General features: G+C 75.9%; 21 protein-coding genes. 18 read left to right on the top strand and 3 right to left on the bottom strand.

The window, feature by feature from the left end:
- Positions 1–182: 182 nt before the first annotated feature.
- Genes ssd through ACFYT9_RS31390 form a run of 7 tightly spaced genes read left to right on the top strand, consistent with a single transcriptional unit; the run spans position 183 to position 5,140 of the window.
- Positions 183–1,244: a septum site-determining protein Ssd gene (gene ssd, locus ACFYT9_RS31420; RefSeq protein ID WP_389169147.1), complete on the top strand. Its 1,062-nt coding sequence runs from the start codon at positions 183–185 to the stop codon at positions 1,242–1,244.
- The gene (locus ACFYT9_RS31415) at positions 1,241–2,461 is read left to right on the top strand and encodes a TadA family conjugal transfer-associated ATPase (RefSeq protein ID WP_389169146.1); all 1,221 of its coding nucleotides are present in this window, start codon (positions 1,241–1,243) and stop codon (positions 2,459–2,461) included. Before ssd ends, ACFYT9_RS31415 begins: the two co-directional genes overlap by 4 nt.
- On the top strand, positions 2,458–3,327 hold the full coding sequence (locus ACFYT9_RS31410; RefSeq protein ID WP_389169144.1) for a type II secretion system F family protein: 870 nt from the start codon (positions 2,458–2,460) through the stop codon (positions 3,325–3,327). Before ACFYT9_RS31415 ends, ACFYT9_RS31410 begins: the two co-directional genes overlap by 4 nt.
- The gene (locus ACFYT9_RS31405; RefSeq protein ID WP_389169143.1) at positions 3,317–4,111 is read left to right on the top strand and encodes a type II secretion system F family protein; all 795 of its coding nucleotides are present in this window, start codon (positions 3,317–3,319) and stop codon (positions 4,109–4,111) included. The genes ACFYT9_RS31410 and ACFYT9_RS31405 overlap by 11 nt, the downstream gene beginning before the upstream one ends.
- A 21-nt stretch (positions 4,112–4,132) precedes the next feature.
- Positions 4,133–4,396: a DUF4244 domain-containing protein gene (locus ACFYT9_RS31400; protein WP_389169142.1), complete on the top strand. Its 264-nt coding sequence runs from the start codon at positions 4,133–4,135 to the stop codon at positions 4,394–4,396.
- Positions 4,383–4,772, top strand: coding sequence for a TadE family type IV pilus minor pilin (locus ACFYT9_RS31395; protein ID WP_389169140.1), 390 nt, complete (start codon positions 4,383–4,385; stop codon positions 4,770–4,772). Before ACFYT9_RS31400 ends, ACFYT9_RS31395 begins: the two co-directional genes overlap by 14 nt.
- A complete protein-coding gene (locus ACFYT9_RS31390) occupies positions 4,769–5,140 on the top strand; it encodes an Rv3654c family TadE-like protein (RefSeq protein WP_389169138.1) in 372 nt (123 codons plus the stop codon). The genes ACFYT9_RS31395 and ACFYT9_RS31390 overlap by 4 nt, the downstream gene beginning before the upstream one ends.
- Positions 5,141–5,191: 51 nt before the next feature.
- On the opposite strand, the gene ACFYT9_RS31385 is transcribed toward ACFYT9_RS31390, so the two are convergent.
- Positions 5,192–7,795, bottom strand: a complete 2,604-nt coding sequence (locus ACFYT9_RS31385; RefSeq protein ID WP_389169137.1) for a DEAD/DEAH box helicase — start codon at positions 7,793–7,795, stop codon at positions 5,192–5,194.
- Between the two features lie 80 nt (positions 7,796–7,875).
- Here ACFYT9_RS31385 and ACFYT9_RS31380 point away from each other — a divergent pair, with 80 nt between their 5' ends.
- The 10 genes from ACFYT9_RS31380 (at position 7,876) to ACFYT9_RS31335 (ending at position 24,441) form a co-directional block, all read left to right on the top strand.
- Positions 7,876–8,229, top strand: coding sequence for an STAS domain-containing protein (locus tag ACFYT9_RS31380; protein ID WP_030749286.1), 354 nt, complete (start codon positions 7,876–7,878; stop codon positions 8,227–8,229).
- 12 nt (positions 8,230–8,241) lie between these two features.
- Complete coding sequence (locus ACFYT9_RS31375) at positions 8,242–8,703, top strand: ATP-binding protein (protein ID WP_389169135.1); 462 nt, start codon at positions 8,242–8,244, stop codon at positions 8,701–8,703.
- Between the two features lie 203 nt (positions 8,704–8,906).
- The gene (locus ACFYT9_RS31370; RefSeq protein ID WP_389169133.1) at positions 8,907–11,240 is read left to right on the top strand and encodes a sodium-translocating pyrophosphatase; all 2,334 of its coding nucleotides are present in this window, start codon (positions 8,907–8,909) and stop codon (positions 11,238–11,240) included.
- Between the two features lie 162 nt (positions 11,241–11,402).
- Positions 11,403–12,050: a small secreted protein gene (locus ACFYT9_RS31365; RefSeq protein ID WP_389169131.1), complete on the top strand. Its 648-nt coding sequence runs from the start codon at positions 11,403–11,405 to the stop codon at positions 12,048–12,050.
- A 389-nt stretch (positions 12,051–12,439) separates the two neighbouring features.
- On the top strand, positions 12,440–14,002 hold the full coding sequence (locus ACFYT9_RS31360; RefSeq protein ID WP_376604276.1) for a methyltransferase: 1,563 nt from the start codon (positions 12,440–12,442) through the stop codon (positions 14,000–14,002).
- Positions 14,003–14,165: 163 nt separating this feature from the next.
- Positions 14,166–14,363, top strand: a complete 198-nt coding sequence (locus ACFYT9_RS31355) for a hypothetical protein (protein ID WP_376604274.1) — start codon at positions 14,166–14,168, stop codon at positions 14,361–14,363.
- Between the two features lie 237 nt (positions 14,364–14,600).
- The gene (gene topA, locus ACFYT9_RS31350; protein ID WP_389169128.1) at positions 14,601–17,423 is read left to right on the top strand and encodes a type I DNA topoisomerase; all 2,823 of its coding nucleotides are present in this window, start codon (positions 14,601–14,603) and stop codon (positions 17,421–17,423) included.
- A gap of 108 nt (positions 17,424–17,531) precedes the next feature.
- A complete protein-coding gene (gene tmk, locus ACFYT9_RS31345; protein WP_389169126.1) occupies positions 17,532–20,999 on the top strand; it encodes a dTMP kinase in 3,468 nt (1,155 codons plus the stop codon).
- A gap of 92 nt (positions 21,000–21,091) precedes the next feature.
- Positions 21,092–22,039 carry an ABC transporter ATP-binding protein gene (locus ACFYT9_RS31340; RefSeq protein WP_389169124.1) on the top strand — a complete coding sequence of 316 codons (948 nt, stop codon included), beginning with the start codon at positions 21,092–21,094 and terminating at the stop codon, positions 22,037–22,039.
- The gene (locus ACFYT9_RS31335; RefSeq protein WP_389169122.1) at positions 22,036–24,441 is read left to right on the top strand and encodes an FtsX-like permease family protein; all 2,406 of its coding nucleotides are present in this window, start codon (positions 22,036–22,038) and stop codon (positions 24,439–24,441) included. Before ACFYT9_RS31340 ends, ACFYT9_RS31335 begins: the two co-directional genes overlap by 4 nt.
- A 172-nt stretch (positions 24,442–24,613) precedes the next feature.
- Here the strand turns inward: ACFYT9_RS31335 and ACFYT9_RS31330 are convergent, their stop codons facing one another.
- Together ACFYT9_RS31330 and ACFYT9_RS31325 are read right to left on the bottom strand one after the other, a co-directional pair.
- Positions 24,614–25,258, bottom strand: coding sequence for a LuxR C-terminal-related transcriptional regulator (locus tag ACFYT9_RS31330; protein ID WP_376600225.1), 645 nt, complete (start codon positions 25,256–25,258; stop codon positions 24,614–24,616).
- Entirely contained in the window at positions 25,246–26,451 is a 1,206-nt protein-coding gene (locus tag ACFYT9_RS31325) for a sensor histidine kinase (RefSeq protein WP_387273042.1), read from the bottom strand. Before ACFYT9_RS31325 ends, ACFYT9_RS31330 begins: the two co-directional genes overlap by 13 nt.
- A 172-nt stretch (positions 26,452–26,623) precedes the next feature.
- On the opposite strand from ACFYT9_RS31325, the gene ACFYT9_RS31320 reads away from it, so the two are divergent.
- On the top strand, positions 26,624–26,797 hold the full coding sequence (locus tag ACFYT9_RS31320) for a hypothetical protein (RefSeq protein ID WP_387273044.1): 174 nt from the start codon (positions 26,624–26,626) through the stop codon (positions 26,795–26,797).
- Positions 26,798–26,877: the final 80 nt, after the last annotated feature.

Genomic DNA, 26,877 nt, shown 5'->3' with positions numbered 1-26,877 from the left:
TTTTCGGTGGGCTCCGCACGATTTCCCCGGCGGCCTCACCGTGATTCCCGTCGCGAAGTTCGCGGCCGGCAGGAATCACGAGAGGGGTGGGCGCGATGCAGGAGCCGACGGCTTCCCGCACGGGCGGAGCGGAGCACGAGGACACGAGGCGGAGTCCGCACGGAGCGCGGGACGGGGAAGGCATGCGCGGGGCCGGCCCGCTGATCGTCACCGAGGACGTCGTCCTCCTCGACGACCTGCTGCGGCTGTGCGCCGCGGCCGGCGTCGAGCCCGAGGTCCACCACCGGGTGCCCGAGCGACGGGCGAGCTGGACCGATCCCCCGCTCGTGCTGGTCGGTGAGGACGTGGCGGCCCACTGTCGGGGCGCCACCCGCAGGCCCGGGGTCGTCCTCGTCGGCCGCGCCCAGGACGACCCGGCGGTGTGGCGGCTCGCCGTCGAGCTCGGCGCCGACAGCGTCCTGCGGCTCCCCGGGGCCGAGTCCCTGCTCGTCGACCGGATCGCCGACGCCGCCGAGGACGTCGGCAGGACCGCGCTGACCGTCGGCGTCGTCGGCGGGCGGGGCGGGGCCGGTGCCTCCACCCTCGCCTGCGGGCTCGCGCTCGCCGCCGCCCGCACCGGCAGGCCGACCCTGCTCGTCGACGGCGACCCGCTCGGCGGAGGGCTCGACGTGCTCCTCGGCGCCGAGCGGGAGAAGGGCAGGCGCTGGGGCGACTTCGCCGCCTCGAAGGGACGCCTGGCCGGCGGCGCCCTGGCGGAGTCGCTGCCCGCCGCCCGCGGAGTGCGGGTGCTCAGCTGGGGCCGGGAGCCCACCGCCGCCGTACCGCCCGAAGCGGTCCGGTCGGTGCTCGCGGCGGCCCGCCGGCGGGGCGGGGTCGTCGTGGTGGACCTGCCGCGCGCCGTCGACGAGGCCGGGGCCGAGGCCCTGGCCCAGCTCGACCTCGGCCTCCTCGTCGTCCCCGGCGAGCTGCGGGCGGTCGCCGCCGCCCACCAGATCACCGACACCCTCTCCCTGCTCGTGCGCGACCTGCGGGCCGTGGTCCGGGGCCCGTACGCGGCGGGCCTCGACGACCGCTGGGTCGCCGACGCGCTGCGGCTGCCGCTCGCCGGCGAACTCCCCTACGACCCCGGCATCGTGACCGACCAGGACGCGGGCGCCCCGCCGGGCGCCGAGCCCCGGGGACCGCTCGGCCGCTTCTGCGCCGCGTTCTGGGAGCGCGCGCTGCCCACCGGAGGTGCGGCATGACGGGGACGGGCGCGGGGGACACCGGCACCGTGACCACTGCGCGCGGTGGCCACCCGGCCGCGCGGGCGGGCGGCGCCGGACTGCTCGACGCCGTGCGCCAGCGGCTCGCGGCGAGCGGCGCCGAACCGACCCCGGCCCGGGTGGCCGCCGCGCTGCGCGCCCAGGGCCGGCTGCTCGGGCACGCCGAGGTGCTGGGCGCCGCCGAGGAGCTCCGCTGCGAACTGACCGGCGCGGGACCGCTGGAGGCCCTGCTGGCCGACCCCGACGTGACCGATGTGCTCGTCTCGGCGCCGGACCGGGTCTGGGTCGACCGGGGCGCCGGCCTGGAGCGGGCGCCCGTCGCCTTCCCCGACGCCGCCGCCGTCCGCAGGCTCGCCCAGCGGCTCGCCGCCGTGGCCGGCCGCCGTCTCGACGACGCCAGGCCGTGGGTGGACGCGCGGCTGCCCGACGGCACCCGCATGCACGCGGTCCTCCCGCCGGTCGCCGTCGGCTCCACCTGCCTCTCGCTGCGGGTGGTGCGCCCGCGGGCCTTCACCCTGGACGAGCTGACCGTCGCCGGCACCGTGCCGCCCGGCGGCGACCGGGTCCTGCGCGCGTTGATCGACGCCAGGGTGTCGTATCTGGTCAGCGGCGGCACCGGCACCGGCAAGACGACGCTCCTGGCGGCCCTGCTCGGTCTGGTGGGCGAGCGGGAGCGGATCGTCCTGGCCGAGGACTCGGCCGAGCTGCGCCCGGACCACCCCCATGTGGTGCGTCTGGAAGCCCGGCCGCCGAACCAGGAGGGCGCCGGACTGGTCACCCTCAGGGATCTGGTCCGGCAGGCCCTGCGGATGCGGCCCGACCGGCTGGTGGTCGGCGAGGTCCGGGGCGGCGAGGCCGTCGACCTCCTGGCGGCCCTCAACACGGGCCACGAGGGCGGCTCGGGGACTCTGCACGCCAACACCGCCGCCGACGTGCCCGCCCGGCTCGAAGCGCTCGGCACGGCCGCCGGGCTCGACCGGGCCGCCCTGCACAGCCAGCTGGACGCCGGACTGTCCGCCGTGCTGCATCTGGTGCGGAACCGCGACGGGCGGCGCCGGATCGCCGAGGTCCATGTGCTGGAGCGGGACCGGGCCGGCCTGGTGCGGACGGTGCCCGCGCTCCGCTGGGACCCGGCTGGCTTCGAGCGGGAGCGGGGCTGGCCCCGGCTGCGCGCGCTCGTCGGAGGTGCCTTGTGACGGCCGTCGGGTTCTCCGTGATCGGCGTCTGGGCCTGCGCCCTCCTCGCCTGCCGGCAGGCGGCGGCCGGCCGCCGTCGGGCGGTCCGGCGGGCGGCGGTCCTGTGGGGCCCCGGCACGGCGTTCGGGGGCGGTGCCCCCGGCCGGGCGGCCGCGGAGCGCTGGTGGGCGGCCGTCCGGGCGCGGCCCGAGTTGCTGTGCCTGCCCGCCGGCGCGCTGATCGCGCTCGCGGGGGAGTCGCCGCTGCCGCTGGCCGCCGGAGCCCTGGCGGTCCCGCTGGTGCGGCGCAGGCTGCGGGCGGCCTCCCGGCGCAAGGAGCGCGAGGCGCTGGCCGGGAGCGTGGTGGCCCTGTGCGAGGCCGTCGGCGGCGAACTGAGGGCCGGGCGGCAGCCCGGACCCGCCCTCGCCCACGCGGCTCGCCGCACCGGCGCCCTCGGCCCGGAGGAGGCGCGGGTGCTGGCCGCGGTCGGCTTCGGCGGCGACGTGCCGGAGGCCCTGCGGGCCGCGGCCCGCAGGGAAGGGGCCGAGGGCCTCGCCGGGCTGGCTGCCTGCTGGCAGGTGGCCGTCGACAGCGGCGCGGGGCTCGCGGCCGGGCTCGACCGGCTGGAGGCCGCCCTCCGCGAGCGGCACGAGCGGCGTGAGGGCCTGCGGGCCGAACTGGCCGGGGCCTGGGCCACGGTCGCCGTGCTCGCGGCACTCCCTGTGGCCGGGATCGGCTTGGGCGCGACCATGGGCGCCGATCCGCTGCGGGTTCTGCTCCACACTCCCGCCGGATGGATCTGCCTCCTCGTCGGCTGTGGGCTGGAGGCGGTCGGGCTGTGGTGGGCCGCGCGGATCGTGCGGGGAGGCTGCGCCGATGCGGAGTGAACTGACGCGAGCCGCACCGCTGCTGCTCCTGTTCTGCTGGCTCCTCGGCCGCGCCTGGCTGCGGCTGGGGCGGGCAGGGCGGGAGCGGGGCACCCGACGGCGCCTCGCCGACCTGGCGGCGCTTCCCGGGAAGCGGCCCGCCGCACGTGGGGCCCCGGCCCGTCTGGCGGCCGGGCTGCGGCAGGTGCCGACGCCGGTGCGGGCCGCGGTCGCCGGGGGCGTCCTGGGCGCCTGGATGTTCCTCGGATGGCCCGCGGCGCTCGTGGCGGGTGCTGGCGGGGCCCTCGGCGCCCGGTGGTGGACGCGTCGGGCCGGAGCCTCCCGGGTGCCGGCGGTCGACCTGGAGGCGGTACGGCAGCTTCCCCAGGCGGCCGATCTGCTGGCGGCCTGCGCCTCGGCCGGGGCCGGGCCGGGGGAGGCGGCGGAGGCCGTGGGGCGGTCGATGGGCGGGCCGCTCGGCGAGCGGCTGCTGCGGACCTCCGCCGAACTGCGGCTGGGCGGTGAACCGGCCGAGGTGTGGGGGAGGTTCGGCGCGATACCGGGCGCCGAGGGGCTCGCCCGCTGCATGGAGCGGGCCGGTGCCTCCGGTGCCCCCGCCGCGGACGCCGTCGCCCGGCACGCGGCCGGACTGCGGGCGGCGAGCGCCCGCACCGCCACCGCACGGGCCCGCAGGGCCCAGGTGCTGATCAGCGCTCCCGTGGGGCTGTGCTTCCTGCCCGCGTTCCTCGTGGTCGGGGTGGCCCCGGTGGTGATCGGCCTGGCATCGGGCCTGCTCGGCCCCTGAGATCGGCCCCTGAGTACGGACATGACGACGAACAAGCGCGACGAGGACGGAAGGAAGATCGAGATGGGAAAGACGTACACGTGGGCGCGGAAGGCGCTGGGGGGCTTCTGGGAGACCCGGCGGGCGGCGCTGCGGACCGATACCGGTATGAGCACCGTCGAGTACGCGCTCGGCCTGCTCACGGCGGCGGGTGTGGCCGTGATGTTCTCCAAGGTCGTCACGGGCACGAGCGTCGCCGGCGCTCTGGAGTCGATGGTCATGAAGGCCCTCGATGCGCCGTTCTGAGGGCGACCGGGGCTCGGTGACGGTGGAGGCGGCGATCGTGCTGCCGGTGCTGGCGCTCTTCGCGATGGCCCTGCTGTGGGCGCTGGCGGCGTCCGCCGCGCAGATCCGGTGCGTGGACGCGGCCAGGGCCGGGGCACGGGCGGCGGCCCGGTCGGAGCCCGCGGAGGCGGTGACCGCCGCCGCCCGGTCCGCCGCGCCCGACGGAGCCCGGGTGGCGGTGGTGCGGGACGGGGAGCTGTGGCGGGTGACGGTGGAGGCGGCCGCGCCGGGACCGGGCGGCCTGGGCGTGACCCTGCGCGCCGGGGCCGCGGCGCTCGCCGAGGACGCGGTCGGTGTCGGTGTCGGGACCGGGGCCGGAGGAGGTGGTGCGGTGTGAGGCGCGTTGCCGGCGACCGGGGTGCGGCGACCGTGTGGACGGCCTTCGCGGCCTGCGCGCTCTGTGTGGTCTTCGGGGCGGTGCTGGCGCTCGGGCAGGCGGTGGCCGTACGGCACCGGGCGGGCGGCGCGGCCGATCTCGCGGCCCTGGCCGCGGCGGACCGGGCCCTGTGGGGCGGGCCGCAGGCGTGCGCGGCGGCCGCCCGGGTCGCCGCCGCACAGGGCGCCGAGCTGGTGCGGTGCGCCGTGGCCGGGGAGGAGGCGGAGGTGACGGCGCGGGTGGTCCGAGGGCCCTGGGCTCCGACGGTCAGGGCGCGGGCGGGCCCTGCCCAGCCACCGCCTCTCCCGTCGGAGCCCAGGGCTCCGTAGGCGCCGCCGCCTCGCCTGCCGCGACCTGCGCCCCGGCTCCCGCCTCTCCCGTCACGACCTGCGCCCCGGCTCCCTCGCCGCGACCTCTGCTCCGGTTCCCGCTTCTCCCGCCGCGACCTCCGCTCCGGTTCCCGCTTCTCCGGCCGCGATCTCCGCTGCGGCTCCCGGCTCGCCCGCTTCTCCTGCCTCTCTCGTCCCTGCCTCCTCCGCCGGAGCTTCGCGGAGGAGTTCGGTGAGGAGGCGGACGGCGCCTCGTTTATGGAGGGGGTCGTTGCCGTTGCCGCACTTGGGGGACTGGATGCAGGAGGGGCAGCCCGCCTCGCACTCGCAGGAGGCGATCGCCTCGCGGGTGGCGGCGAGCCAGGACCGGGCGGTGTGGAAGGCGCGTTCGGCGAACCCGGCGCCGCCCGGGTGCCCGTCGTACACGAAGACGGTCGGCAGCAGGGTGTCCGGGTGGAGCGGGACGGAGACGCCGCCGATGTCCCAGCGGTCGCAGGTGGCGAAGAGCGGCAGCATGCCGATGGAGGCGTGCTCGGCGGCGTGCAGGGCGCCGCCGAGGATCTCCGGGGTGATCCGGGCGGCGTCGAGCTGGTCCTCGGTGACCGTCCACCACACAGCCCGGGTGCGCAGGGTGCGGGGCGGCAGGTCGAGCTTGGTCTCGCCCAGCACCTCGCCGGTGATCAGCCGGCGGCGCAGGAAGGAGACGACCTGGTTGGTGACCTCGACGGAGCCGTAGCAGAGGCGGCCCGAACCCCAGGGGATCTCGGTGTCGGTCTCCAGGACGCGGATGGAGGTGGTGTCGCGGGCGACGGTCGAGTACGGCGGGACGGCCTCCTCGACGAGGGCGACCGAGTCCTCCAGGTCCAGCTTCCGGACCAGGTAGGTGCGGCCCTGGTGGAGGTGGACGGCGCCCTCGTGGACGGCGGTGTGGGAGGCGGCCTCGTCGACCGTGCCGAGGAGCCGGCCGGTGCCCTCCTCGACGATCCGGACCGGGCTGCCGCCGCCGCCCCGGATGTCGGCGAGGTCGGCGGCCCGCTCGCGGCGGGTCCAGTACCAGCCTCCGGCGCGGCGGCGGAGCAGCCCGGCGGCCTCCAGCTGGGGCATGAGGCCGGGCGCGGCGGGGCCGAACAGGGCCAGGTCGGTCTCGGTGAGCGGGAGCTCGGAGGCGGCGGCGCAGAGATGGGGGGCGAGGACGTAGGGGTTGTCGGGGTCCAGGACGGTCGACTCGACCGGCTGGTCGAAGATCGCCTCGGGGTGGTGGACGAGGAAGGTGTCCAGCGGGTCGTCGCGGGCGATCATGACGGCGAGGGCGCCCTCGCCGGAGCGGCCCGCCCGGCCGGCCTGCTGCCACAGCGAGGCCCGGGTGCCGGGGTAGCCGGCGATGAGGACGGCGTCGAGGCCGGAGACGTCCACACCCAGCTCCAGGGCGGTGGTGGCGGCGAGGCCGAGGAGTTCCCCGGAGTGCAGGGCCCGCTCCAGGGCGCGCCGCTCCTCGGGCAGGTAGCCGCCCCGGTAGGCGGCGACACGCCGGGCTAGCACCCGGTCGGTCTCGGCGAGCCGCTCCTGGGCGATCACCGAGATCAGCTCGGCGCCGCGCCGGGAGCGGACGAAGGCGACCGAGCGGACGCCCTGCCGGGTGAGGTCGGTGAGCAGGTCGGCGGTCTCGGCGGTGGCGGTGCGGCGGACCGGGGCGCCGCGCTCGCCCTGGAGTTCGGTGAGCGGCGGCTCCCACAGGGCGAAGACCAGTTCCCCGCGCGGGGAGGCGTCGTCGGAGACCTCGGTGACGGGCAGGCCGGTGAGGCGTCCGGCGGCGCGGGCCGGGTCGGCGGAGGTGGCGGAGGCAAGGAGGAAGACCGGCTCGGAGCCGTAACGGGCGCAGACCCGGCGCAGCCGGCGCAGGACCTGGGCGACGTGCGAGCCGAAGACGCCCCGGTAGGTGTGGCACTCGTCGATGACGACATAGCGCAGGGAGCGCAGGAAGGAGGACCACCTGGGGTGGGAGGGGAGGATGCCCCGGTGCAGCATGTCGGGGTTGGTGAGCACGTAGTTCGCGTACTGGCGGACCCACTCGCGTTCCTCGACCGGGGTGTCGCCGTCGTAGACGGCGGGCCGGACGCGGTTGCCGAGCGGGGCGGCGAGCTCCCGGACGGCGCGGCGCTGGTCGGCGGCGAGGGCCTTGGTGGGGGAGAGGTAGAGGGCGGTCGCGCCGCGCCCGTTCGCCGCCTCCGCGCCGTCGAGGAGGGTGGAGAGGACGGGTGCGAGGTAGGCGAGCGACTTGCCCGAGGCGGTTCCCGTGGCGATCACCACGGACTCGCCGTCGAGGGCGTGCTCGGCGGCCTCGGCCTGGTGGGCCCAGGGGTGCTCGATCCCGGCGTCCTGGATCGCGGCGATCACCTCGGCGCGGATGCGGTCCGGCCAGACGGCATGGCGGCCCGTCCGGGCGGGCATGTGCTCCATATGAGTGATGCGCGCGGCCCGGCTCTCGCCGGAGGTGAGCCGTTCGAGGACCCGGTGCGGGGAGGGGCGGCTGCCCGTGTCTCCGGCGGGTCGAGCGGTGCGCTGATTCTTGGCCATCGGCACCGAGTGTGTCACCGGCGTGACGGACAATGCTTCCAAGGCGTCGTGCATGGCTGCTGGTAAGTGATTGAATGCCATGGCGGCTGGCGATTCGTTCTCCGACTCCGTCCGGGAGATCCGAGGGGGCGAACGCCCGATAGCAAGGTGCTGGAGGATCCGTGGACCTGTCCCTGTCGACTCGCACTGTGCCCGGAGCTGGCGGCGACCGTACGGTCGTCGAGGTCGGTGGCGAGATTGATGTGTATACCGCGCCCAAGCTGCGCGAGCAGTTGGTCGAGTTGGTGAACGACGGCAGTTACCACCTGGTCGTCGACATGGAGGGAGTGGACTTCCTCGACTCCACCGGCCTCGGCGTGCTCGTGGGTGGCCTGAAGCGCGTGCGTGCCCACGAGGGCTCGCTGCGTCTGGTCTGCAACCAGGAGCGCATTCTCAAGATCTTCCGGATCACGGGCCTCACCAAGGTCTTCCCGATCCACACGTCGGTCGACGAGGCCGTCAACGCGGTCGACTGACCGGGGGACCTCATGGCCACCGTTGAACTCCGCTTCAGTGCCCAGCCCGAGCACGTCCGTACGGCCCGCCTGGTGGCGGCCGCGGTCGCCCGCCGGGCCGGGGTGGACGAGGCGGTCCTCGACGAGGTGCGCCTCGCCGTCGGCGAGGCGTGTTCCCGTGCGGTCGGGCTGCACCGCAGCAACGGCGTCACCACGCCCATCCGGGTCGTGCTGATCGAGGCGGAGAAGACGTTCTCCATCGAGGTCGGCGACGAGGTGCCCGGTGCCGGTGCGGCCGCCGGCGGTGTGCCCGGCGCGCGTGCCGGTGACCCGGGGGAGGCCGCCGACGAGGCGGACGCCGACGGGGAGGACGAGATGGGTCTCGCGGTGATCCGCGGGCTCGTCGACGACGTCGAGGTGACCGCCGGCGAGGACGGCGGCACCATCCGGATGAGCTGGCCCACCACCCCGGCGGACGCGGACATCCTGTCCTGACCCCGCCCCGGGGCCGAGGCGGGGTACGTGCGTTCAGCCCTGGCCCCGTCACGCCTCTGTGGTGGAGGCGCACGAGCAGAGGCCCCGCCCCCGCGGCGGGGCCTCTTCGCGTGCCTGCGCGGCCGGGGCAATCGATGGATTCCGGCGGGGTGCCGCCTCCGTGAGGCGGTTTGTCCCGCTTCGGCTGCCTATGATCCGTGCCCATGCACCCGGAACCGGAAATGGCCCAGGCCCCCGCCGTCCTCGCCGCAGCGGTGCTCACCAGCGGGAACCGGACGATCGTCTACGTCGTCGCCGGAGTCGCCCTCGCCGCACTGGTCACCGCCCGGCTCTTCGGCCGCCAGGTGCTCAGGGCCGACCAGGGCACCCCCGCGATGCGGCGGATCGCCGCCGCCGTGCAGGAGGGCGCCAACGCCTACCTCGCCCGCCAGCTGCGCACCATCGGCCTCTTCGCCGTCGTCGTCTTCCTCCTCCTCATGGCGCTCCCCGCCGACTCCTGGTCGCAGCGGGCCGGCCGTTCGCTGTTCTTCCTGGTCGGGGCGTTGTTCTCGGCGCTCACCGGGTACATCGGGATGCGGCTCGCCGTCCGCGCCAACGTCCGGGTCGCCGCAGCCGCCCGGGAAGCCGCCCCCGCCCCCGGCGAACCCGGCCGCGACCCCGCAGAGGCCGCTCACCGGGCCATGCGGATCGCCTTCCGCACCGGCGGCGTGGTGGGCATGTGCACGGTCGGGCTCGGGCTGCTCGGCGCCGCCTGCGTCGTCCTCGTCTACGCCGCCGACGCGCCCAAGGTCCTGGAGGGCTTCGGCCTCGGCGCCGCCCTCATCGCCATGTTCATGAGGGTCGGCGGCGGCATCTTCACCAAGGCCGCCGACGTCGGCGCCGACCTGGTCGGCAAGGTCGAGCAGGGCATCCCCGAGGACGACCCGCGCAACGCCGCCACCATCGCCGACAACGTGGGCGACAACGTCGGCGACTGCGCGGGCATGGCCGCCGACCTCTTCGAGTCGTACGCCGTCACCCTGGTCGCCGCCCTCATCCTCGGCAAGGCCGCCTTCGGCGACCACGGCCTGGTCTTCCCCCTGATCGTGCCCGCGATCGGCGTGCTCACCGCCGTCGTCGGCATCCTCGCCGTCGCGCCCCGCCGCTCCGACCGGGGCGGGATGCGCGCCGTCGACCGCGGCTTCTTCGTCTCCGCGGTCGTCTCCCTCGCCCTTGTCGCCGTCGCCGCCTTCGTCTACCTGCCGTCGTCCTACGCCGAGCTGGCCGGCGTCACCGAACCGGGGCTGAGCGGGCACGACGGCGACCCCCGGGTCCTCGCCCTCGTCGCCGTCGCCATCGGCGTCGTGCTCGCCGCGCTCATCCAGCGGCTCACCGGCTACTTCACCGAGACCGGCCGCAGGCCCGTCCAGGACATCGGCCGCTCGGCGCTCACCGGCCCCGCCACCGTCGTCCTCGCCGGGGTCGCCATCGGCCTGGAGTCCGCCGTCTACGCGGCGCTGCTCATCGCCCTCTCCGTCTACGGCGCCTTCCTGCTCGGCGGCACCTCCGTGATGCTGGCGCTCTTCGCGGTCGCACTCGCCGGGACCGGGCTGCTCACCACCGTCGGCGTGATCGTCGCCATGGACACCTTCGGCCCGGTCGCCGACAACGCGCAGGGCATCGCCGAGATGTCCGGGGACGTGCGGGGTGCCGGCGCGCAGGTCCTCACCGAGCTGGACGCCGTCGGCAACACCACGAAGGCGATCACCAAGGGCATCGCGATCGCGACCGCCGTGCTCGCCGCCGCCGCGCTCTTCGGCTCGTACCGGGACGCCATCGCCGGCTCGGTCGCCGAGGTCGGCGCCCGGGTCGGCGAGCTGACACTCTCCATGGACATCTCCCAGCCCAACAACCTCGTCGGGCTGATCCTCGGCGCCGCCGTCGTCTTCCTCTTCTCCGGACTGGCCGTCAGCGCGGTCTCCCGGTCGGCCGGTTCGGTGGTGTTCGAGGTGCGGAGGCAGTTCCGCGAGCATCCCGGGATCATGGACGGCAGTGAGACGCCCGAGTACGGGCGGGTCGTCGACATCTGCACCAAGGACGCGCTGCGCGAACTCGCCACGCCCGGGCTGCTCGCCGTCCTCGCCCCGGTCGCCGTCGGCTTCGCGCTCGGAGTCGGCCCGCTCGGCGCGTACCTCGCCGGGGCGATCGGCACCGGCGCGCTGATGGCGGTCTTCCTCGCCAACTCCGGCGGCGCCTGGGACAACGCGAAGAAGCTGGTCGAGGACGGCAACCACGGCGGCAAGGGCAGCCCGGCGCACGAGGCGACGGTGATCGGCGACACCGTGGGCGACCCGTTCAAGGACACCGCGGGGCCGTCGATCAACCCGCTCCTGAAGGTGATGAACCTGGTGGCGCTGCTGATCGCCCCCGCGGTGGTCCGCCTCGGGTACGGGGAGGACGCGAACCCCTGGGCGCGGGCCGGGATCGCGGTCCTCGCGCTGCTCGTGGTGGGAGTCGCCGTGCTGGTCTCCAAGCGGCGTCCGGTGACCGTCGCCTGACGTGGCGTCCGTCTCATTTCCGCGCCACCGGGGGTGCCCGGAGGCCCGGCGCCGCTTGGTTCAAACGGATTCAACACGGGAGGAATCCATCGTACGAAAGGTGGAAGTCGTCCGCGCGGCGTGTATGTTCCGGGGCCGAGAGTCTTGGAAGGGACCGATCCGGTGAACAAGAAGCTTGCGGCAGCGCTGTCCGGCGGTGCGGTACTGGTACTCGTGCTGTCCGGCTGCAGCGACGACGGCGACAAGGTCAACGACTGGGCCAAGTCGTTCTGCGACCAGGCGAAGCCGCAGATCCAGAAGCGGGCCGACGCCCACCAGATCATCATCTCGACCGCGGCCGACAGCCGTCCGGCGGAGATCCAGGCGGCCGACTCCAAGGCGTTCAAGGACATCGCGGACGCCGACCGGGCGCTGGCCAAGGCCGTGGAGACCGCGGGCGTCCCGCCGGTCGAGAACGGTGAGCAGACCCAGAAGGACGTCATCGCGGAGCTCAACGCGACCGCCGTCGCCTACGACGCGCTGAAGAAGCAGGTCGACGCGCTCGACCCGTCGAACCAGCAGAAGTTCGCCGAGGGGCTGAAGGACGTCGCCGACGGCCTCACCAAGATCGAGAAGATGGACCAGAACGCGCTGGCCACCCTGGAGAACGGCGAGCTGGGCCAGGCCATGGCCAAGCAGCCGGGCTGCCAGAAGCCGACCCCGTCGGTTCCGAAGACGCCGACCGGCTCCGCCTCCCCGAAGGCGGGCGCCACGGCCACACCCACCACCTCCGCCACGCCGAAGGCGAAGCCCTCCGCCTCCGCCGAGTAGCCGGAGCGGAGGGTACGAGGCGGGGCGGGGCGCGACGCAGGTCGGCGGCGCGGCACAGGTCGGCACGGCGAGGCACGGCGAGGCACGGCACAGGTCGGCACGGCGAGGCGAACGGCCGGCCGCCGGGCGATCCGGTGGCCGGCCACCGTGCTGTCCGGGCCGGGGCCGTCGGCGCCGACCGTCGGGTCCCGGGCGCCAGTTGTCGGCCTGCCGGCGCCCAGCCACCGGTGGCGTGTCGCCGGTCCGTCGGTCCCGGCCGCCGGTGCCGGCCGCCGGTCCGCCGGTGCCGGTCGCCGGTGCCCGCCCGTCGGTGGCCCCGCGCCGGTCCCACCCCTCGGTGCCCCCGCGTCGGGCTGTCGGTGCCTCGGTTGTCGGCGGGGGCCGTCACAATGGAGCCCGTGAGTACGCCCAGCCTGACCACCAGCCTTCCGGTGCCCGCGCACGCCGACCGACTGCGCGAGGCCCTGCTCGCCGCGGACTTCACCGCCGACGGTCTGCTCGACCTGCTCGGCGCCCCCGCCTACGCGGCGCTCGCCCGCAGCGAGACCGTGCCCGCCCTGCGCGCCACCCGCGGCGGCTCCCCGCTGGAGACCCTCGTCCGGCTCTTCCTGCTCCAGCAGGCCGTCGAGCCCGGCCGGGCCGCCGCCGCGCTCCCGCTGGCGGAGGCCCTGGCGAGCGGCTGGGTGGCCGAGGAGGCCGGCGCCGTACGCGCGACCGTCGACGTCCGGCCGTACGGCGGCCCGGACGGCGAGGACTGGTTCATCGTCTCCGACCTGGGCTGCGCCGTCGGCGGCGCCGGCGGCATCGGCAGCAAGGAGGAGGGGGTCGTCCTCGGCGTCGGCGGAGCCTCCACCACGCTCGCCGGACTCACCGTCCGCACCCCGGTCGCCGCCGCGCTCGACCTCGGCACCGGCTCCGGCATCCAGGCCCTGCACGCCGCCCGGCACAGCACCCTGGTCACCGCCACCGACCTCAACCCGCGGGCCCTGGACTTCACCCGGCTGACGCTCGCCCTCTCCGGGGCCCGTGAGGCCGAGCTCCTGGAAGGCTCGCTGTACGAGCCGGTCGACGGCGACACGTACGACCTGATCGTCTCCAACCCGCCGTTCGTGATCTCGCCCGGCGCCGGACTCACCTACCGGGACGGCGGGATGAGCGGCGACGACCTGTGCCGCACCCTCGTCCAGCAGGCCGGCGAGCGGCTGAACGACGGCGGGTACGCCCAGTTCCTCGCCAACTGGCAGCACGTCGAGGGCGAGGAGTGGCAGGACCGGCTCCGCTCCTGGGTGCCGCGCGGCTGCGACGCCTGGATCGTCCAGCGCGAGGTGCAGGACGTCACGCAGTACACCGAGCTGTGGCTGCGCGACAGCGGCGACCACCGCGGCGACCCGGAGGCGTACCGGGCGGCGTACGACCGCTGGATGGACGCCTTCGACGCGAGCGGGACCCGCTCGATCGGCTTCGGCTGGATCACCCTGCGCCGCGACCCGGAGGTGGCGGCCGGGAAGGCCGAGCCGTCGATCGTCATCGAGGAGTGGCCGCACCCGGTGGAGCAGCCGCTCGGCCCGGCGGTCCGCGCCCACTTCGAGCGCCAGGAGTACCTCCGCACCCGCGACGACGCCGCCCTCCTCGCCGACAGCTTCACCCTCGCCCCCGAGGTGGTGCAGGAACAGGTCGGGCTGCCCGGCGCGGAGGACCCCGAGCACGTCGTGCTGCGGCAGAACCGGGGCATGCGCCGCGCCACCCGGGTCGACCACGTCGGCGCCGGCTTCGCGGGCGTCTGCGACGGCACCCTCAGCGCCGGCCGGATCCTCGACGCGATCGCCCAGCTCATGGGCGAGGACCCCGTGCTGCTGCGGGACCGCACACCGCAGGCCATCCGCCTCCTGGTCGAGGAGGGCTTCCTCACTCCGGAATCCCTTCTTCCGGCGGAGGAGCGCACCGCGGAGTAGTGGGGCACTACCGGCCATCTTCGTGAAACCGGCCGACCCGGCCCGCGTCGTTCACCCGGAATTCGCGTCCCTGACGCCGGAAGCTGTCAGCCTCCCTTCCAGGACACCCCGGGGGAGACATCGACCCGCGGGTACGGCGCCGGGACGGGAAGCGGGTACGGGCATGGAGAGCGGGCCGGCGATCTTCGCGGGAGCGGCGTTCGCGCTGTTCGGGGGCGCTCTGCTGCTGTGGACCACGGTCCGCGTCCGGCAGGGCGAGCCCGTCGCGCTCGGCGTCGCCCCCCGGGCCGCGGCCTTCGTCGCGGGCCTCGCCGGGGCGCTCTCCCTGGCCCTCGGCATCTGGTGCTTCGGCCGCCTCTGAGCCGCGCCCGCGCCACCCGCTGAGACGCGCTCCACACCCGGTCGCCCCGCCGGTCCGGCAGTCCGGGCGGCAGGAAGGGCAGGAGTCGGGTTACCGTTCGAGTGGCCGTTGCGGGCTTTCCCTGTTTGACACGGGGGCGGGTTGTACCGTCACACTCCGCAGCGACGCCAGCGTCACCGAGGGTGCCGCTGACGTGCGTGCCAGCGCAGACCGCGTCGACCGGAGAGAAGAGCCAAGTTGTCCCCGACCAGCGAGACCGCACACGGCGGCCGCCGACTCGTCATCGTCGAGTCGCCTGCCAAGGCGAAGACGATCAAGGGCTACCTCGGCCCCGGCTACGTCGTCGAGGCGAGCGTCGGGCACATCCGTGACCTCCCCAGCGGCGCCGCCGAGGTGCCGGAGAAGTACACCGGCGAGGTGCGTCGCCTCGGCGTGGACGTCGAGCACGACTTCCAGCCCATCTACGTCGTCAACGCGGACAAGAGGGCGCAGGTCAAGAAGCTCAAGGAGCTGCTGGCCGAGTCCGACGAGCTCTTCCTCGCCACCGATGAGGACCGCGAGGGCGAGGCCATCGCGTGGCACCTCCAGGAAGTCCTCAAGCCCAAGGTCCCCGTCCACCGGATGGTCTTCCACGAGATCACCAAGGACGCGATCCGCGAGGCCGTCGCCAACCCGCGCGAGCTCAACCAGCGGATGGTCGACGCCCAGGAGACCCGCCGCATCCTCGACCGCCTCTACGGCTACGAGGTCTCGCCGGTCCTGTGGAAGAAGGTCATGCCGAAGCTGTCGGCGGGCCGCGTGCAGTCCGTCGCCACCCGGCTCGTCGTCGAGCGCGAGCGCGAGCGCATCGCCTTCCGCTCCGCCGAGTACTGGGACCTCACCGGCACCTTCTCCACCGGCCGCGCCGGTGACGCCTCCGACCCGTCCACGCTGGTCGCGCGCCTCGCGGCGGTCGACGGCAAGCGCGTCGCCCAGGGCCGTGACTTCGGCGCCGACGGCCGGCTGAAGAGCGAGACGGTGCTCCACCTCGACGAGGCGAACGCCCGCGCGCTCGCCGCCGCCCTCGCCGACACCCGCTTCGCGGTCCGCTCGGTCGAGTCGAAGCCGTACCGCCGCTCCCCGTACGCGCCCTTCCGCACCACCACCCTCCAGCAGGAGGCCAGCCGCAAGCTCGGCTTCGGTGCCAAGGCGACCATGCAGGTGGCGCAGAAGCTGTACGAGAACGGCTTCATCACCTACATGCGTACGGACTCCACCGTGCTCTCCGACACCGCCGTCGCCGCGGCCCGCGCCCAGGTGACGCAGCTGTACGGCGCCGACTACCTGCCGGAGAAGCCCCGCGTCTACGCCGGCAAGGTCAAGAACGCGCAGGAGGCGCACGAGGCGATCCGGCCTTCGGGTGATCGTTTCCGCACCCCGGCCGAGACCGGTCTGACCGGCGACCAGTTCAAGCTGTACGAGCTCATCTGGAAGCGGACCGTCGCCTCCCAGATGAAGGACGCCACCGGAAACTCGGTCACCGTGAAGATCGGCGGCACCTCCGCCGACGGCCGCGACGCCGAGTTCTCGGCCTCCGGCAAGACCATCACCTTCCACGGCTTCATGAAGGCGTACGTCGAGGGCGCCGACGACCCGAACGCGGAGCTCGACGACCGCGAGCGGCGCCTGCCGCAGGTCGCCGAGGGCGACGCGCTCGCCGCCGAGGAGATCACCGCCGACGGCCACGCCACCAAGCCGCCCGCCCGCTACACCGAGGCCACCCTGGTCAAGGAGCTGGAAGAGCGCGAGATCGGCCGCCCGTCGACGTACGCCTCGATCATCGGCACCATCCTCGATCGCGGCTACGTCTTCAAGAAGGGCACGGCCCTCGTGCCGTCCTTCCTCTCCTTCGCCGTGGTCAACCTGCTGGAGAAGCACTTCGGCCGGCTCGTCGACTACGACTTCACCGCCCGGATGGAGGACGACCTCGACCGCATCGCCCGCGGCGAGGCCCAGTCCGTGCCGTGGCTGAAGCGTTTCTACTTCGGCGAGGGCGAGGCCCCGATGGGCGGCGCCGCCGACGCCGGCAACGGCGACGGCGACCACCTCGGCGGCCTCAAGGAACTCGTCACCGACCTCGGCGCCATCGACGCCCGGGAGATCTCCTCCTTCCCCGTCGGCGACGGCATCGTGCTCCGTGTCGGCCGCTACGGCCCCTACGTCGAGCGCGGCGAGAAGGACGAGGAGGGCCACCAGCGGGCCGACGTCCCCGAGGACCTCGCCCCCGACGAGCTGACCGTCGCCCACGCGGAGGAACTGCTCGCCAAGCCCAGCGGCGACTTCGAGCTCGGCACCGACCCCGTCAGCGGCAACCCGATCATCGCGCGCGACGGTCGCTACGGCCCGTACGTCACCGAGGTCCTGCCCGACGGCACCCCGAAGACCGGCAAGAACGCGGTCAAGCCGCGCACCGCCTCCCTCTTCAAGACGATGTCCCTGGACACCGTCACCCTGGAGGACGCGCTCAAGCTGATGTCGCTGCCGCGCGTCGTCGGCGCCGACGACGAGGGCGTCGAGATCACCGCGCAGAACGGCCGGTACGGCCCGTACCTGAAGAAGGGCACCGACTCGCGGTCGCTGACCAGCGAGGACCAGCTCTTCACCATCACGCTGGAGGAGGCGCTGGCGATCTACGCCCAGCCCAAGCAGCGTGGCCGGGCCGCCGCCAAGCCCCCGCTGAAGGAGCTCGGCACCGACCCCGTCAGCGAGAAGCCCGTCGTCGTCAAGGACGGCCGCTTCGGCCCGTACGTCACCGACGGCGAGACCAACGCGACCCTGCGCACCGGCGACAGCGTCGAGACGATCACGCCCGAGCGCGGCTACGAGCTCCTCGCCGAGAAGCGCGCCAAGGGACCGGCCAAGAAGACCGCCAAGAAGGCCCCGGCGAAGAAGACCGCGGCCAAGAAGACGGCCGCGAAGAAGACCACCGCGGCCAAGAAGACGGCGGCGAAGAAGACCACGACGGCCGCCAAGAAGACCACCACCGCCGCGAAGAAGACGGCGGCGGCGAAGCCGGAGTAGTCCCGGCCGCACGGGTCAGGAGGGAAGGGCGGGAGCGATGCTCCCGCCCTTCCTACGTTTGTTCGGCTGGGGACCCGGTGACCAAGGGGGTCCGGATAGGGTGGACGGATGACGCGAGCAGAGCAGCCAGAGCTTCTGGGCGACTCCGAAGCCGCACCCGCCCCCGGCGCCGCCCCCGTCTTCGACGCGGCCCTCGTCGCGGACTCCCGGGAGCGGGCCGTACGGGCCCTCGTACGCCATCAGCCACTGCGCAGGTTGTGGAGCGCCCAGGTCGCCGGCGGGATCGGCGACGCCCTCGCCCTCCTCGTCCTCGTCCTCCTCGGCCTCCAGGCCGCGGTGACCGAGGGCGCCCTCGGCGGCGGCGACCGGGGCGCGGCCTTCGCCGTCGCCGCCGTCGTCGGCACCCGGCTGCTCGCCACCGTGCTCTTCGGCGCCGTGCTGCTCGGCCCGCTCACCGCCCTGACCGCGCCCGGCGGCGCCCTCGACCGGCGGTGGACCATGATCGGCGCCGACGGGCTGCGGATCGCGCTGCTCGTCATCGCGCCCCTGTGGATCGACTGGACCCCCGGCAGCGCCCTGTGGTTCCTGCTCGGCACCGTCTTCCTCACCGGCGCCGCCGAGCGCCTGTGGGCCGTCTGCCGGGACGGCGCCGCCCCCGCGCTGCTGCCCGCCGCGCCCGTCGAGGGCGACGCCGTCCGGCCGCTCCCCGACCACCTCGGCGCCCTGCGCACCCTCACCCAGCGCACCTCCTTCCTCACCGTCCCGGCCGCCGCCGCCGTCCTGCTCGCCGCCACCCTCGTCGGCAACCTGCTCGGCTCCGGCATCGACTGGTTCTCGCTCCACCAGGCCGCCCTCGGCGGCTACGTCGCCGCCGGCCTCTTCGCCGCCTCCGTCAGCGTCCTCGCGGCGATGACCCTGCCCGGCGGACAGACCCCGCGCCCCCGCTCGCCGCTGGAGGGGCTGCGCCGCCCCGCCGCCGAGAAGGGCCGCACCGGAGCCGTACCGCTGCTCGTCCTGGCCTGCGCCACCGTCGCCGGAGCCATCGGCGCCGCCGCCTCGCTCGCCGCGCTCCACGCCTACGACCTCGACGGCGGCCCCGTCACCTACGCCCTGCTCGTGCTCGCGCTGAGCGGCGCCACCGCCGTCGGCATCCGCACCGCCCGCTCCGTGCTGCCGGCGCTCTCCCGCCGCCGGCTGCTCGCCCTCGCCGTCACCGTCACCGGCGTCGCCCTGATCGCCGTCGGCCTCGTGCCCGACACCGCGACCGTGCTCCTCCTGGCCGTCCTCGCCGGATACGCCGCCGGGGTCGCCGCCAACACCGGGCACACCCTCATCGACCAGGAGACCGAGGAGCCGCGCCGGGAGCGCACCACCGCGCACCTCCAGGCCACCGCGCGCGTGGGCATCGCCCTCGGCGCCCTCGCCGCGCCGCTGCTGGCCGCCGCGATCGGCCCGCACCGCTTCGTCTCCGACTCCGGGAAGTTCGTCTTCGACCACGGCGGCGCCGCCTTCACCCTCGCCCTCGTCGGCGCACTGCTGCTGCCCGTCGCCGCGCTCGTCCTCGCGAAGACCGACGACCGCGCGGGCGTGCCGCTCCGCCGCGACCTGCGCGACGCGCTGCGCGGCGCCGACCCCGCCCAGGCGCCGGCCGCCACCGGCTTCTTCATCGCCCTGGAGGGCGGCGACGGCGCCGGCAAGTCCACCCAGGTCCAGGCGCTCGCCGACTGGATCCGCGCCAAGGGCCACGAGGTCGTCGTCACCCGCGAGCCCGGTGCCACCCCCATCGGCAAGCGGCTCCGCACGATCCTGCTCGACGTCTCCTCCGCCGGCCTGTCCCACCGCGCCGAGGCGCTGCTGTACGCCGCCGACCGCGCCGAGCATGTCGACTCCCTGGTCCGGCCCGCCCTGGAGCGGGGCGCCATCGTCCTCTCCGACCGGTACACCGACTCGTCCGTCGCCTACCAGGGCGCGGGCCGGGACCTCGCGCCGACCGAGATCGCCCGTATCTCCCGCTGGGCGACCGGCGGCCTCGTACCGAACCTGACCGTCCTGCTCGACGTCTCGCCGGAGACCGCCCGGGAGCGGTTCACCGAGGCGCCGGACCGGCTGGAGTCGGAGCCGCCCGAGTTCCACGCGCGCGTGCGGGCCGGTTTCCTCGCCCTCGCCGCCGCCGACCCGAGCCGCTACCTCGTCGTCGACGCAGGGCAGGAGCCCGAGGCCGTCACCACCGTCGTACGCCACCGGCTCGACCGGATGCTGCCCCTCTCCGAGGCCGAGGTGAAGGCCGCGGAGGAGGCCCGCCGCAAGGCCGAGGAGGAGGCACGGCGCAAGGCCGAGGAAGAGGCCGCCCGCAAGGCCGAGGAGGAGCGCCTGGAGCGCGAGCGCCAGGAGCAGCTCGCGAAGCTGCGCGCCGAGGAGGAGGAGCGCAAGCGGCGCGAGGAGGAAGAGGCGCGCCGCCTGGAGGCCGAACGCCAGGCGGAGGAGGCGAGGCGCAAGGCCGAGGAGGCCCGGCTCGCCGCCGAGGAGGAGGCCCGCCGGCTCGCCGCCGAGGAGAAGGCCCGCCGCGAGGAGGCGGAACGGCTCCGCAAGCAGGCCGAGGAGGAGGCCCGGCTTCGCGCCGAGGCCGAGGCGCTCCGCCAGGAGAAGCAGCGCAAGGCGGAGGAGGCCCTGCTCCGCGCGGAGGAGGCCCGCCGCCTCGCGGCCGCCGCCGCCGCGGTCAAGGCCGCCGAGGAGGCCACCGCCGCGGCGCAGCGGCTCGCCGCCGAGCAGGCCGCGAAGGCCGCCGCCGAGAAGGCGGCGGCGGAGGCCGCGTCGAGGGAGGCCGCCGAACGCGCGGCGGCCGAGCGTGCCGCCAAGGAGAAGGCGGCCCGGGAGCGGGCCGAGGCCGAGCGTGTCGCGGCGGAGAAGGCCGCCGCGGAGAAGGCCGCCCGTGAGCGCGCGGCGGCGGAGCGCGCCACCGAGGTCACCGTCCAGACGCCCATCGTGAAGCTGGGCGAGGAAGCCCCCGCGGCCTCCGGCAAGGCTCCCGGCGCGGGCAAGGCTCCCGGCGCGGCCTCCGGTACGGCCTCCGGTACGGCCCGGGCGGCGGGCTCCGGAGCCGGGGACGTCTCGCCGGAGGAGGTCACGGTGGAGACCCCGGTCGTCCGACCGGGCGACCGGCGCCCCGAGGCCGAGACCGCCGTCCTGCCCCAGGTGACCGACCGCGCGGCGGACGAGACCGCGGTGCTGCGCCCCGTGCGGGACGCGGCCCCGGACGAGACGGCCGCGCTGCCGCGGGTGCGGGACACCGCCCCCGACGAGACGGCCGTGCTGCCGACGGTCAGGGACGAGCGGCGGGCCGACCCGGTGGACCGGGTGCCCAGCGACTTCTTCCGGGAGGAGCCGGAGGCCCGCGGGGCGGCGTCGAACGACGTCACCCGCGAACTGCCGCAGCTCGACGAACAGGGACGGCCGCGCCGCCGCTCGGACTGGGCCGAGGAGACCCCGCTGGACGACCTGCCGACCCTCGCGGACGAACTGTTCGGCGAGTACGAGGACGGGGACGACGAGACGGGCGGCCGGGGCCGCCGCAGGTGACCCGGGCCGGGACGGTGGTGGAGCCCGCTCCACCACCGTCCCGGCAGCCCGCTCCCTCCCCTCGCGCCACGCGGCTGCCTAGCGTGATCGGCATGAAGACGACAGCAGCGGCGGACGGCGGGAACGCGCTCGTCCTGGACCGGGTGGGCAGGACGTACGGACGCGGCGACGGGGCACGGCCCGCGCTCGACGACGTGAGTCTCACCGTGCCGCCGGGCCGGTTCGTGGCCGTGATGGGCCGCTCCGGCTCCGGCAAGTCCACCCTGCTGCGGTGCGCGGCGGGCCTCGAACGACCCACGTCGGGCACGGTACGGATCGGAGGCACCGACCTCGCCCGGCTGAAGGCCGCCGCCCTCACCCGGCTCCGGCGCGACCGGATCGGCTTCGTCTTCCAGTCGCTCAACCTCGTCTCCGCCCTGAGCGTGCGCGAGAACGTCGCCCTGCCGCTGCTGCTCGCCGGCGCACGCGACGACCGCGCGACCGACGCCCGCGCCCTGGCAGGGCTCGCGGCCGTGGGCCTCGCAGACCGGGCCGACGACCGGCCCGAGAACCTCTCCGGCGGCCAGCGGCAGCGGGTCGCCGTCGCCCGCGCCCTGCTCACCGACCCCGACGTCGTCTTCGCCGACGAGCCGACCGCCGCGCTCGACCCGGTCACGGCGGGCGAGGTCCTCGCCCTGCTGCGGCACGCGGTCGACGAACGCGGCCGGACCGTCGTCCTCGTCACCCACGACCCGGTGGCGGCGGCCTGGGCCGACGAGGCCGTCTTCCTGCACCACGGCCGGATCGCCGACCACCTCGACCGGCCCGACGAGCCCCGCGTCCGCCACGTGCTGGCCGGGCTCGGAGGGGGGACCGCGCCGGGCTTCGGAGGAGGGACCGCGCCGGACTTCGGACGGGGGGCCGCGTCGGGCTCGGGCTTCGGGCGGGGGACCGGCTCCGGCGGCGGGGTGGTCTCCGGGTCCGGGGCCGTGTCCGGGGCCGCGTACGGCTCGGGGGCCGGTGCCGTCGGTGGCGCGCGGTCGGCGGAGGTGGCGCGGTGAACCCGGCCGTGCGCCTCCTCGCCGCCCGTTCGCTGCGGACCCACCGCAGGGCGTGGGCGGCCGTCTTCGCGGCCGTCGCCGTCGTCTCCGCCCTGCTCGGCGGCCTGGCCCTCGCCCTCGGGTCGACCGCACTCGGGCACGCGCGCGTGGAGCGGTACGCGGCTGCCGCCGTGGTCGTCTCCGGCGACCACGAGGTCACCTGGACCGCCAAGCCCTGGGGCGGCGAACCCAGGACCACCACCGAGGGCCTGACCGAACGGGTACGGATCCCCGAGGCCGCCGTCGCCGTCGTGCGCGCCGTCCCGGGCGTGCGCGCGGCGGTCCCGGACCACACCTTCGTCGTACGGGAGCGGGGCACGGGCCCGCAGGACGCGCCGGCCACCCGCACCGGGCGCTCCTGGGCCGCCGCCGCCCTCGCCCCGTACGCCCTGACCGAGGGCCGCGCGCCCCGCGCCGACGACGAGGCCGTCGTGGGCGCCGGCCTGGGCCTCGGGACCGGTGACCGGACGGCCGGGTACCGGATCGTCGGGGTGGCCGCCGGACCCGCCGCCGTGTACGTGACGGAGGCGGAGGCCCGGAAGCGGGCGGGCCGTCCGGGAGAGCTCGACGCCGTCGGCGTCGTCGCGGAGCCCGGCATCCCCGTGGCCACCCTCCACGCGCGCGTGCGGGCGGCCCTCGACTCCGCGGGGCTCAAGGACACCGCCTCCGGCCGGCCGCTCCGGGCCCTGACCGGCGACGGGCGGGGCGACGCCGAACACCTCGGCGCGCAGCCCGCCCGGCGGGAGCTGCTGGAACTGCTCGGCGCCGTCTCGGGCGCCGTCGTCCTCGTCTCCGTCCTCGTCCTCGCCTCCCTCGTCGCACAGGCGCTCCAGCAGCGCGCCGCCGAGCGCGAGCTGCTGCTCGCCGTCGGCGCGACGCCCCGCCAGGTGCGGGCCGCGGCGGGCCGGGAGGTCGTCCGGGTGGCCGTCGCGGCCGCGCTGTTCGGCGCGTTCGGAGCCGTACCCGCCTTCCTGGCGCTGTGGACGGCGCTGCGCGACCGCCCGGGAGCCGCCGCCGAGGGCCTCGAACTCGCTGCCCCGCCCTGGCTGTTCACCGCGCCGCTCCTCACCGCCCTCCTGGTGACCGGGCTCGCCCGGCTCGTGGTGGCCCTCGGCACCGGCAGGCAGGACCGGGCGCCGGCCGGCCCCAGCAGGGCCCGGCGGGTGTCGGGGCTCGTACTGCTCGTGCTCGGCGTCGGCTCGGCCGGGACCGCCACGCTCCAGGGCGGCGAGGCCGCCGGCATGGCGGCCGGAGCGGCCACCGTGACGCTCGTCTCCGGATGCGCGCTGCTCGGGCCGTGGATCGCCGGTGCGGCGATGCGGGTGCTCGACCGGCCGTTCCGGCTGCTCGGCGGCGCGCCGGGGCGGCTCGCGGCAGCCGGCGCCGCCGCCCGCTCGCGGCGCCTGGGGGCCGCCCTCACTCCGGTCGTCCTCGTCACCGCCTTCGCTCTGGTGCAGCTCACGGCGGGCGCCACCATGGAACGGGCCGCCACGGACCAGGCGCGGGCGGCGACCACCGCGAACCTCGCGGTCTCCGGCACGACCACCGAGGAGGTGCGGCGGCGGCCCGGAGTGACCGCGGCGACCGACGTCCTGCGCTCCACGGTCGTCCTGGCCCGCGACGAAGCCGGTACGCCGCGGCTCGACCGCCTCCCCGTCCTCGGCGTCGACCCCGACGGCCTGGAAGGCGTCCTCGACCCCGGCGTCGTCGCCGGCGACCTGGACGGACTCGCCGGCCCCGGCACGGTGGCCGTGGGCGCCGACCGGGCCGACTCCCTGGACGCGCGCCCCGGTTCGACGGTACGGCTGCGGCTCGGCGACGGCGTCGAGAAGGACCTGCGGGTCGTCGCCGTCTACGAACGGTCGCTCGCACTCGGCGAGTTCCTCCTCCCGAAGGCCGGCCTGGCCCCGCACATGACCGATCCGTACCCGGCGAGGGTCCTCGCCAGGACCGTCGCCGGGCCGGAGCGAGCGGTGGTCCCCGAACAGGTGGTGCGGCCCGGGGCCGCGTCGAACGCCGTCGTCGCGGCGGGCGTCGTCGGCGCGATCGGCGCGCTCACCGTCCTGTCCGTCCTGAGCAGCCTCGCCCTGATCGGCGCCGGGCGCCGCCGCGAGCTGCGACTGCTGCGCCAGGTGGGCGCGTCGGCCGGACAGCTGCGCCGGATGCTCGGCCTGGAGGCCGGCTTCCTGATCGCCGTCGGCCTGCTGCTCGGCCTCGTGGTGGCGGCGCTGCCCCTGACCGCCCTCTCGTGGGCGCACACCGGGGGCCTGCCGTACCTGCCCCCCGCCCAGGCGGCCCTGATCGCGGGGACGGTGGCGGTGACGGTGGCGGCGGGCGTGTTCGGTTCCCACCGCCCGGGCTGACGGGCGCCCGGGCTGACCGGCGCCCGAGCTCACCGGCGCCCGGGACGCGGAACCCTGGCTGCCGGTACGGAACCCTGGGCTCGGCCACGCGTCGAGGCTGCCGGTGGAACCCCGGCCCAGGCATCGGGCCGAGGCGCCGCGTCGAGGCCGCCGGTACGGAGCGGTGGTCCGGCTACGCGTCGAGGTAGGCCAGCACCGCGAGGACCCGGCGGTGGCCGCCGCCGTCGTTCGGCGGCAGGCCGAGCTTCGCGAAGACGTTGCCGATGTGCTTGTGCACGGCCCGCTCGGTCACCACGAGCGAGCGGGCGATCGTGCCGTTGTCGAGCCCCTGCGCCATCAGCTCCAGCACCTCGCGCTCGCGCGGCGTCAGGGAGTCCAGCGGGTCGTCCCGGCGCCGGGCGAGCAGCTCCCTGACGACCTCGGGATCGAGGGCCGTGCCCCCGGCCGCCACCCGCTCCAGGGCGTCCAGGAACTCGTCCACCCGCCCCACCCGGTCCTTCAGCAGGTAGCCGACGCCCCGCGCCCCGTCGCCCAGGAGCTCCGCCGCGTACGTCTCCTCCACGTACTGCGACAGGACGAGCACCGGAAGACCCGGCAGCTCGGCGCGGGCCGCGAGCGCCGCCCGCAGCCCCTCGTCGCGGAAGCCCGGCGGCATCCGCACGTCGAGCACGGCCACGTCCGGCCGGTGCTCCAGGAGCAGCGGAAGGACCTCGGGGCCGGCCGTCGCCACCCCGGCGACCTCGTGCCCGGCCGAGGTCAGCAGCAGGACCAGGCCCTCCCGGAGGAGGGCGTTGTCCTCGGCGATCACCACACGCACGGAAGCTCCACTTCGATCACGGTCGGGCCCCCGCAGGGGCTGGTCAGCAGGACGGTCCCGTCGAGCGCGGCCACCCGGCGGCGCAGGCCGAGCAGCCCGGAGCCGCCGCCCCCGGCACCGGCCGCCCGCTCCGCCTCCTCGGCACCGCCGTCGCCCTCGTCCCGGACGCGGACGCGCAGGCCCGTCCGTTCCCCGCGCAGCAGGACGGAGGCGCGGTCGGTGCCGCCGTGCTTGGCGGCGTTGGTGAGGGCCTCGGCGACGGCGAAGTAGGCGGCGGCCTCGACGGCGGCGGGCGCGCGGGGGCCCTCGGCGTCCGGTCCGTCCGCGAGGCCCGTCACCGTGACCTCCACCTCCAGACCGCTGCTCGCGGCGAGCGCGCGGACCGCCCCCGTCAGGCCCCGGTCGGTGAGGATCGGGGGATGGATGCCGCGCACCACGTGCCGGAGCTCCGCCAGCGCCTCCTCGGCCTGTTCCTGGGCGTCGTCGAGCAGCTTCCGGGCGGCCGCGGGATCGGAGTCGTACGCCCTCCGCGCCAGCCCTATCCGCATGGAGAGCGCGACGAGCCGGGCCTGCGCGCCGTCGTGCAGATCGCGCTCGATGCGGCGCAGCTCCGCGCCGTGCGCCGCGACCGCGCCCGCCCGGGTCGCCGTCAGCTGCTCGATGCGGGCCGCGAGCGCGGCGTCCCGGGCCGCCGAAGGGACGGGCGTGAGCAGCTCGCGCGAGAGCGCCGCGGCCACGTCGGCGAGCCGCCCCACCAGCGGCAGCGCCACCGGCGGGCGCCCCGCGAGCCCCGTCCACACCCCGTCGACCAGGGGCGCGACCACCATGAGGGGCATCGAGGCGCACCAGAGGAGCATCCCGTACAGGAGCTGCGCCGCGGCCCACAGCAGGTCCCGCCGGGTGCCGGGATCGCCGACGGCGGTCCGCACGCGCGCGGGGAGGGGGCCTTCGAGCGGCAGGTACGCCTCCGGCACGGGCCTTCCGGTCCACTCGGCCGTGCGGCGCCGCTCCCAGCCGGCGAGCCGGCGCAGCATCAGCACGCTCTCGGGGAGCACGCCCGCGCCGATCACGGTGAGGGTGAGGAAGGCGGTGAAGAGGGCGACGCCCACCATCAGATGGCAGAGGACGGAGATCGCGGCCCCGACCGCCAGCCGGCACCACGCCCGGCCCGCTTCCTTGATCGCCTCACGCATGGGCCCAGCCTAGGCGGCGGAGCCGAGGGGGACGGTGGAGCGGGCTACACCATGGGTCCGGGTGCGGACTCCGCTGTGCGCGGGACGCGTGAGCCGGAGGATCGAGGAGTCGCCGGAACCCACCGGAGGCCGTCCGATCCTCCCGGATCCCACCGCATCGAGGAGACACCCCATGAGGGCCCTGCTCTGGCTGCTGCTCACCGTCAGCGTCCTGGCCAACGTCGCCATCAGCAGCGTCGCCGGCTGGACCGGCGCGCCCCGGATCGCCGGGAGCGTCGGCACCGGCGTCGTCGTGTTCGCCTCGGCGGCCGGCCTGTGGCTCACCCGGCCCCGCACCCACTCCTGACGGGCGGCCGGGCGCTCAGGCCCCCGGACGCCATCCGCCGGGAGGCCGCGCGCTCAGGCCCCGCATTGTCGGACGCCTGC

The sequence above is a fragment of the Streptomyces sp. NPDC004435 genome, from assembly GCF_042873895.1.
GTDB lineage: Bacteria > Actinomycetota > Actinomycetes > Streptomycetales > Streptomycetaceae > Streptomyces.
Note: the sequence above shows the minus strand (reverse complement) of the source record. Positions and strands in the feature narration are given on the sequence as shown.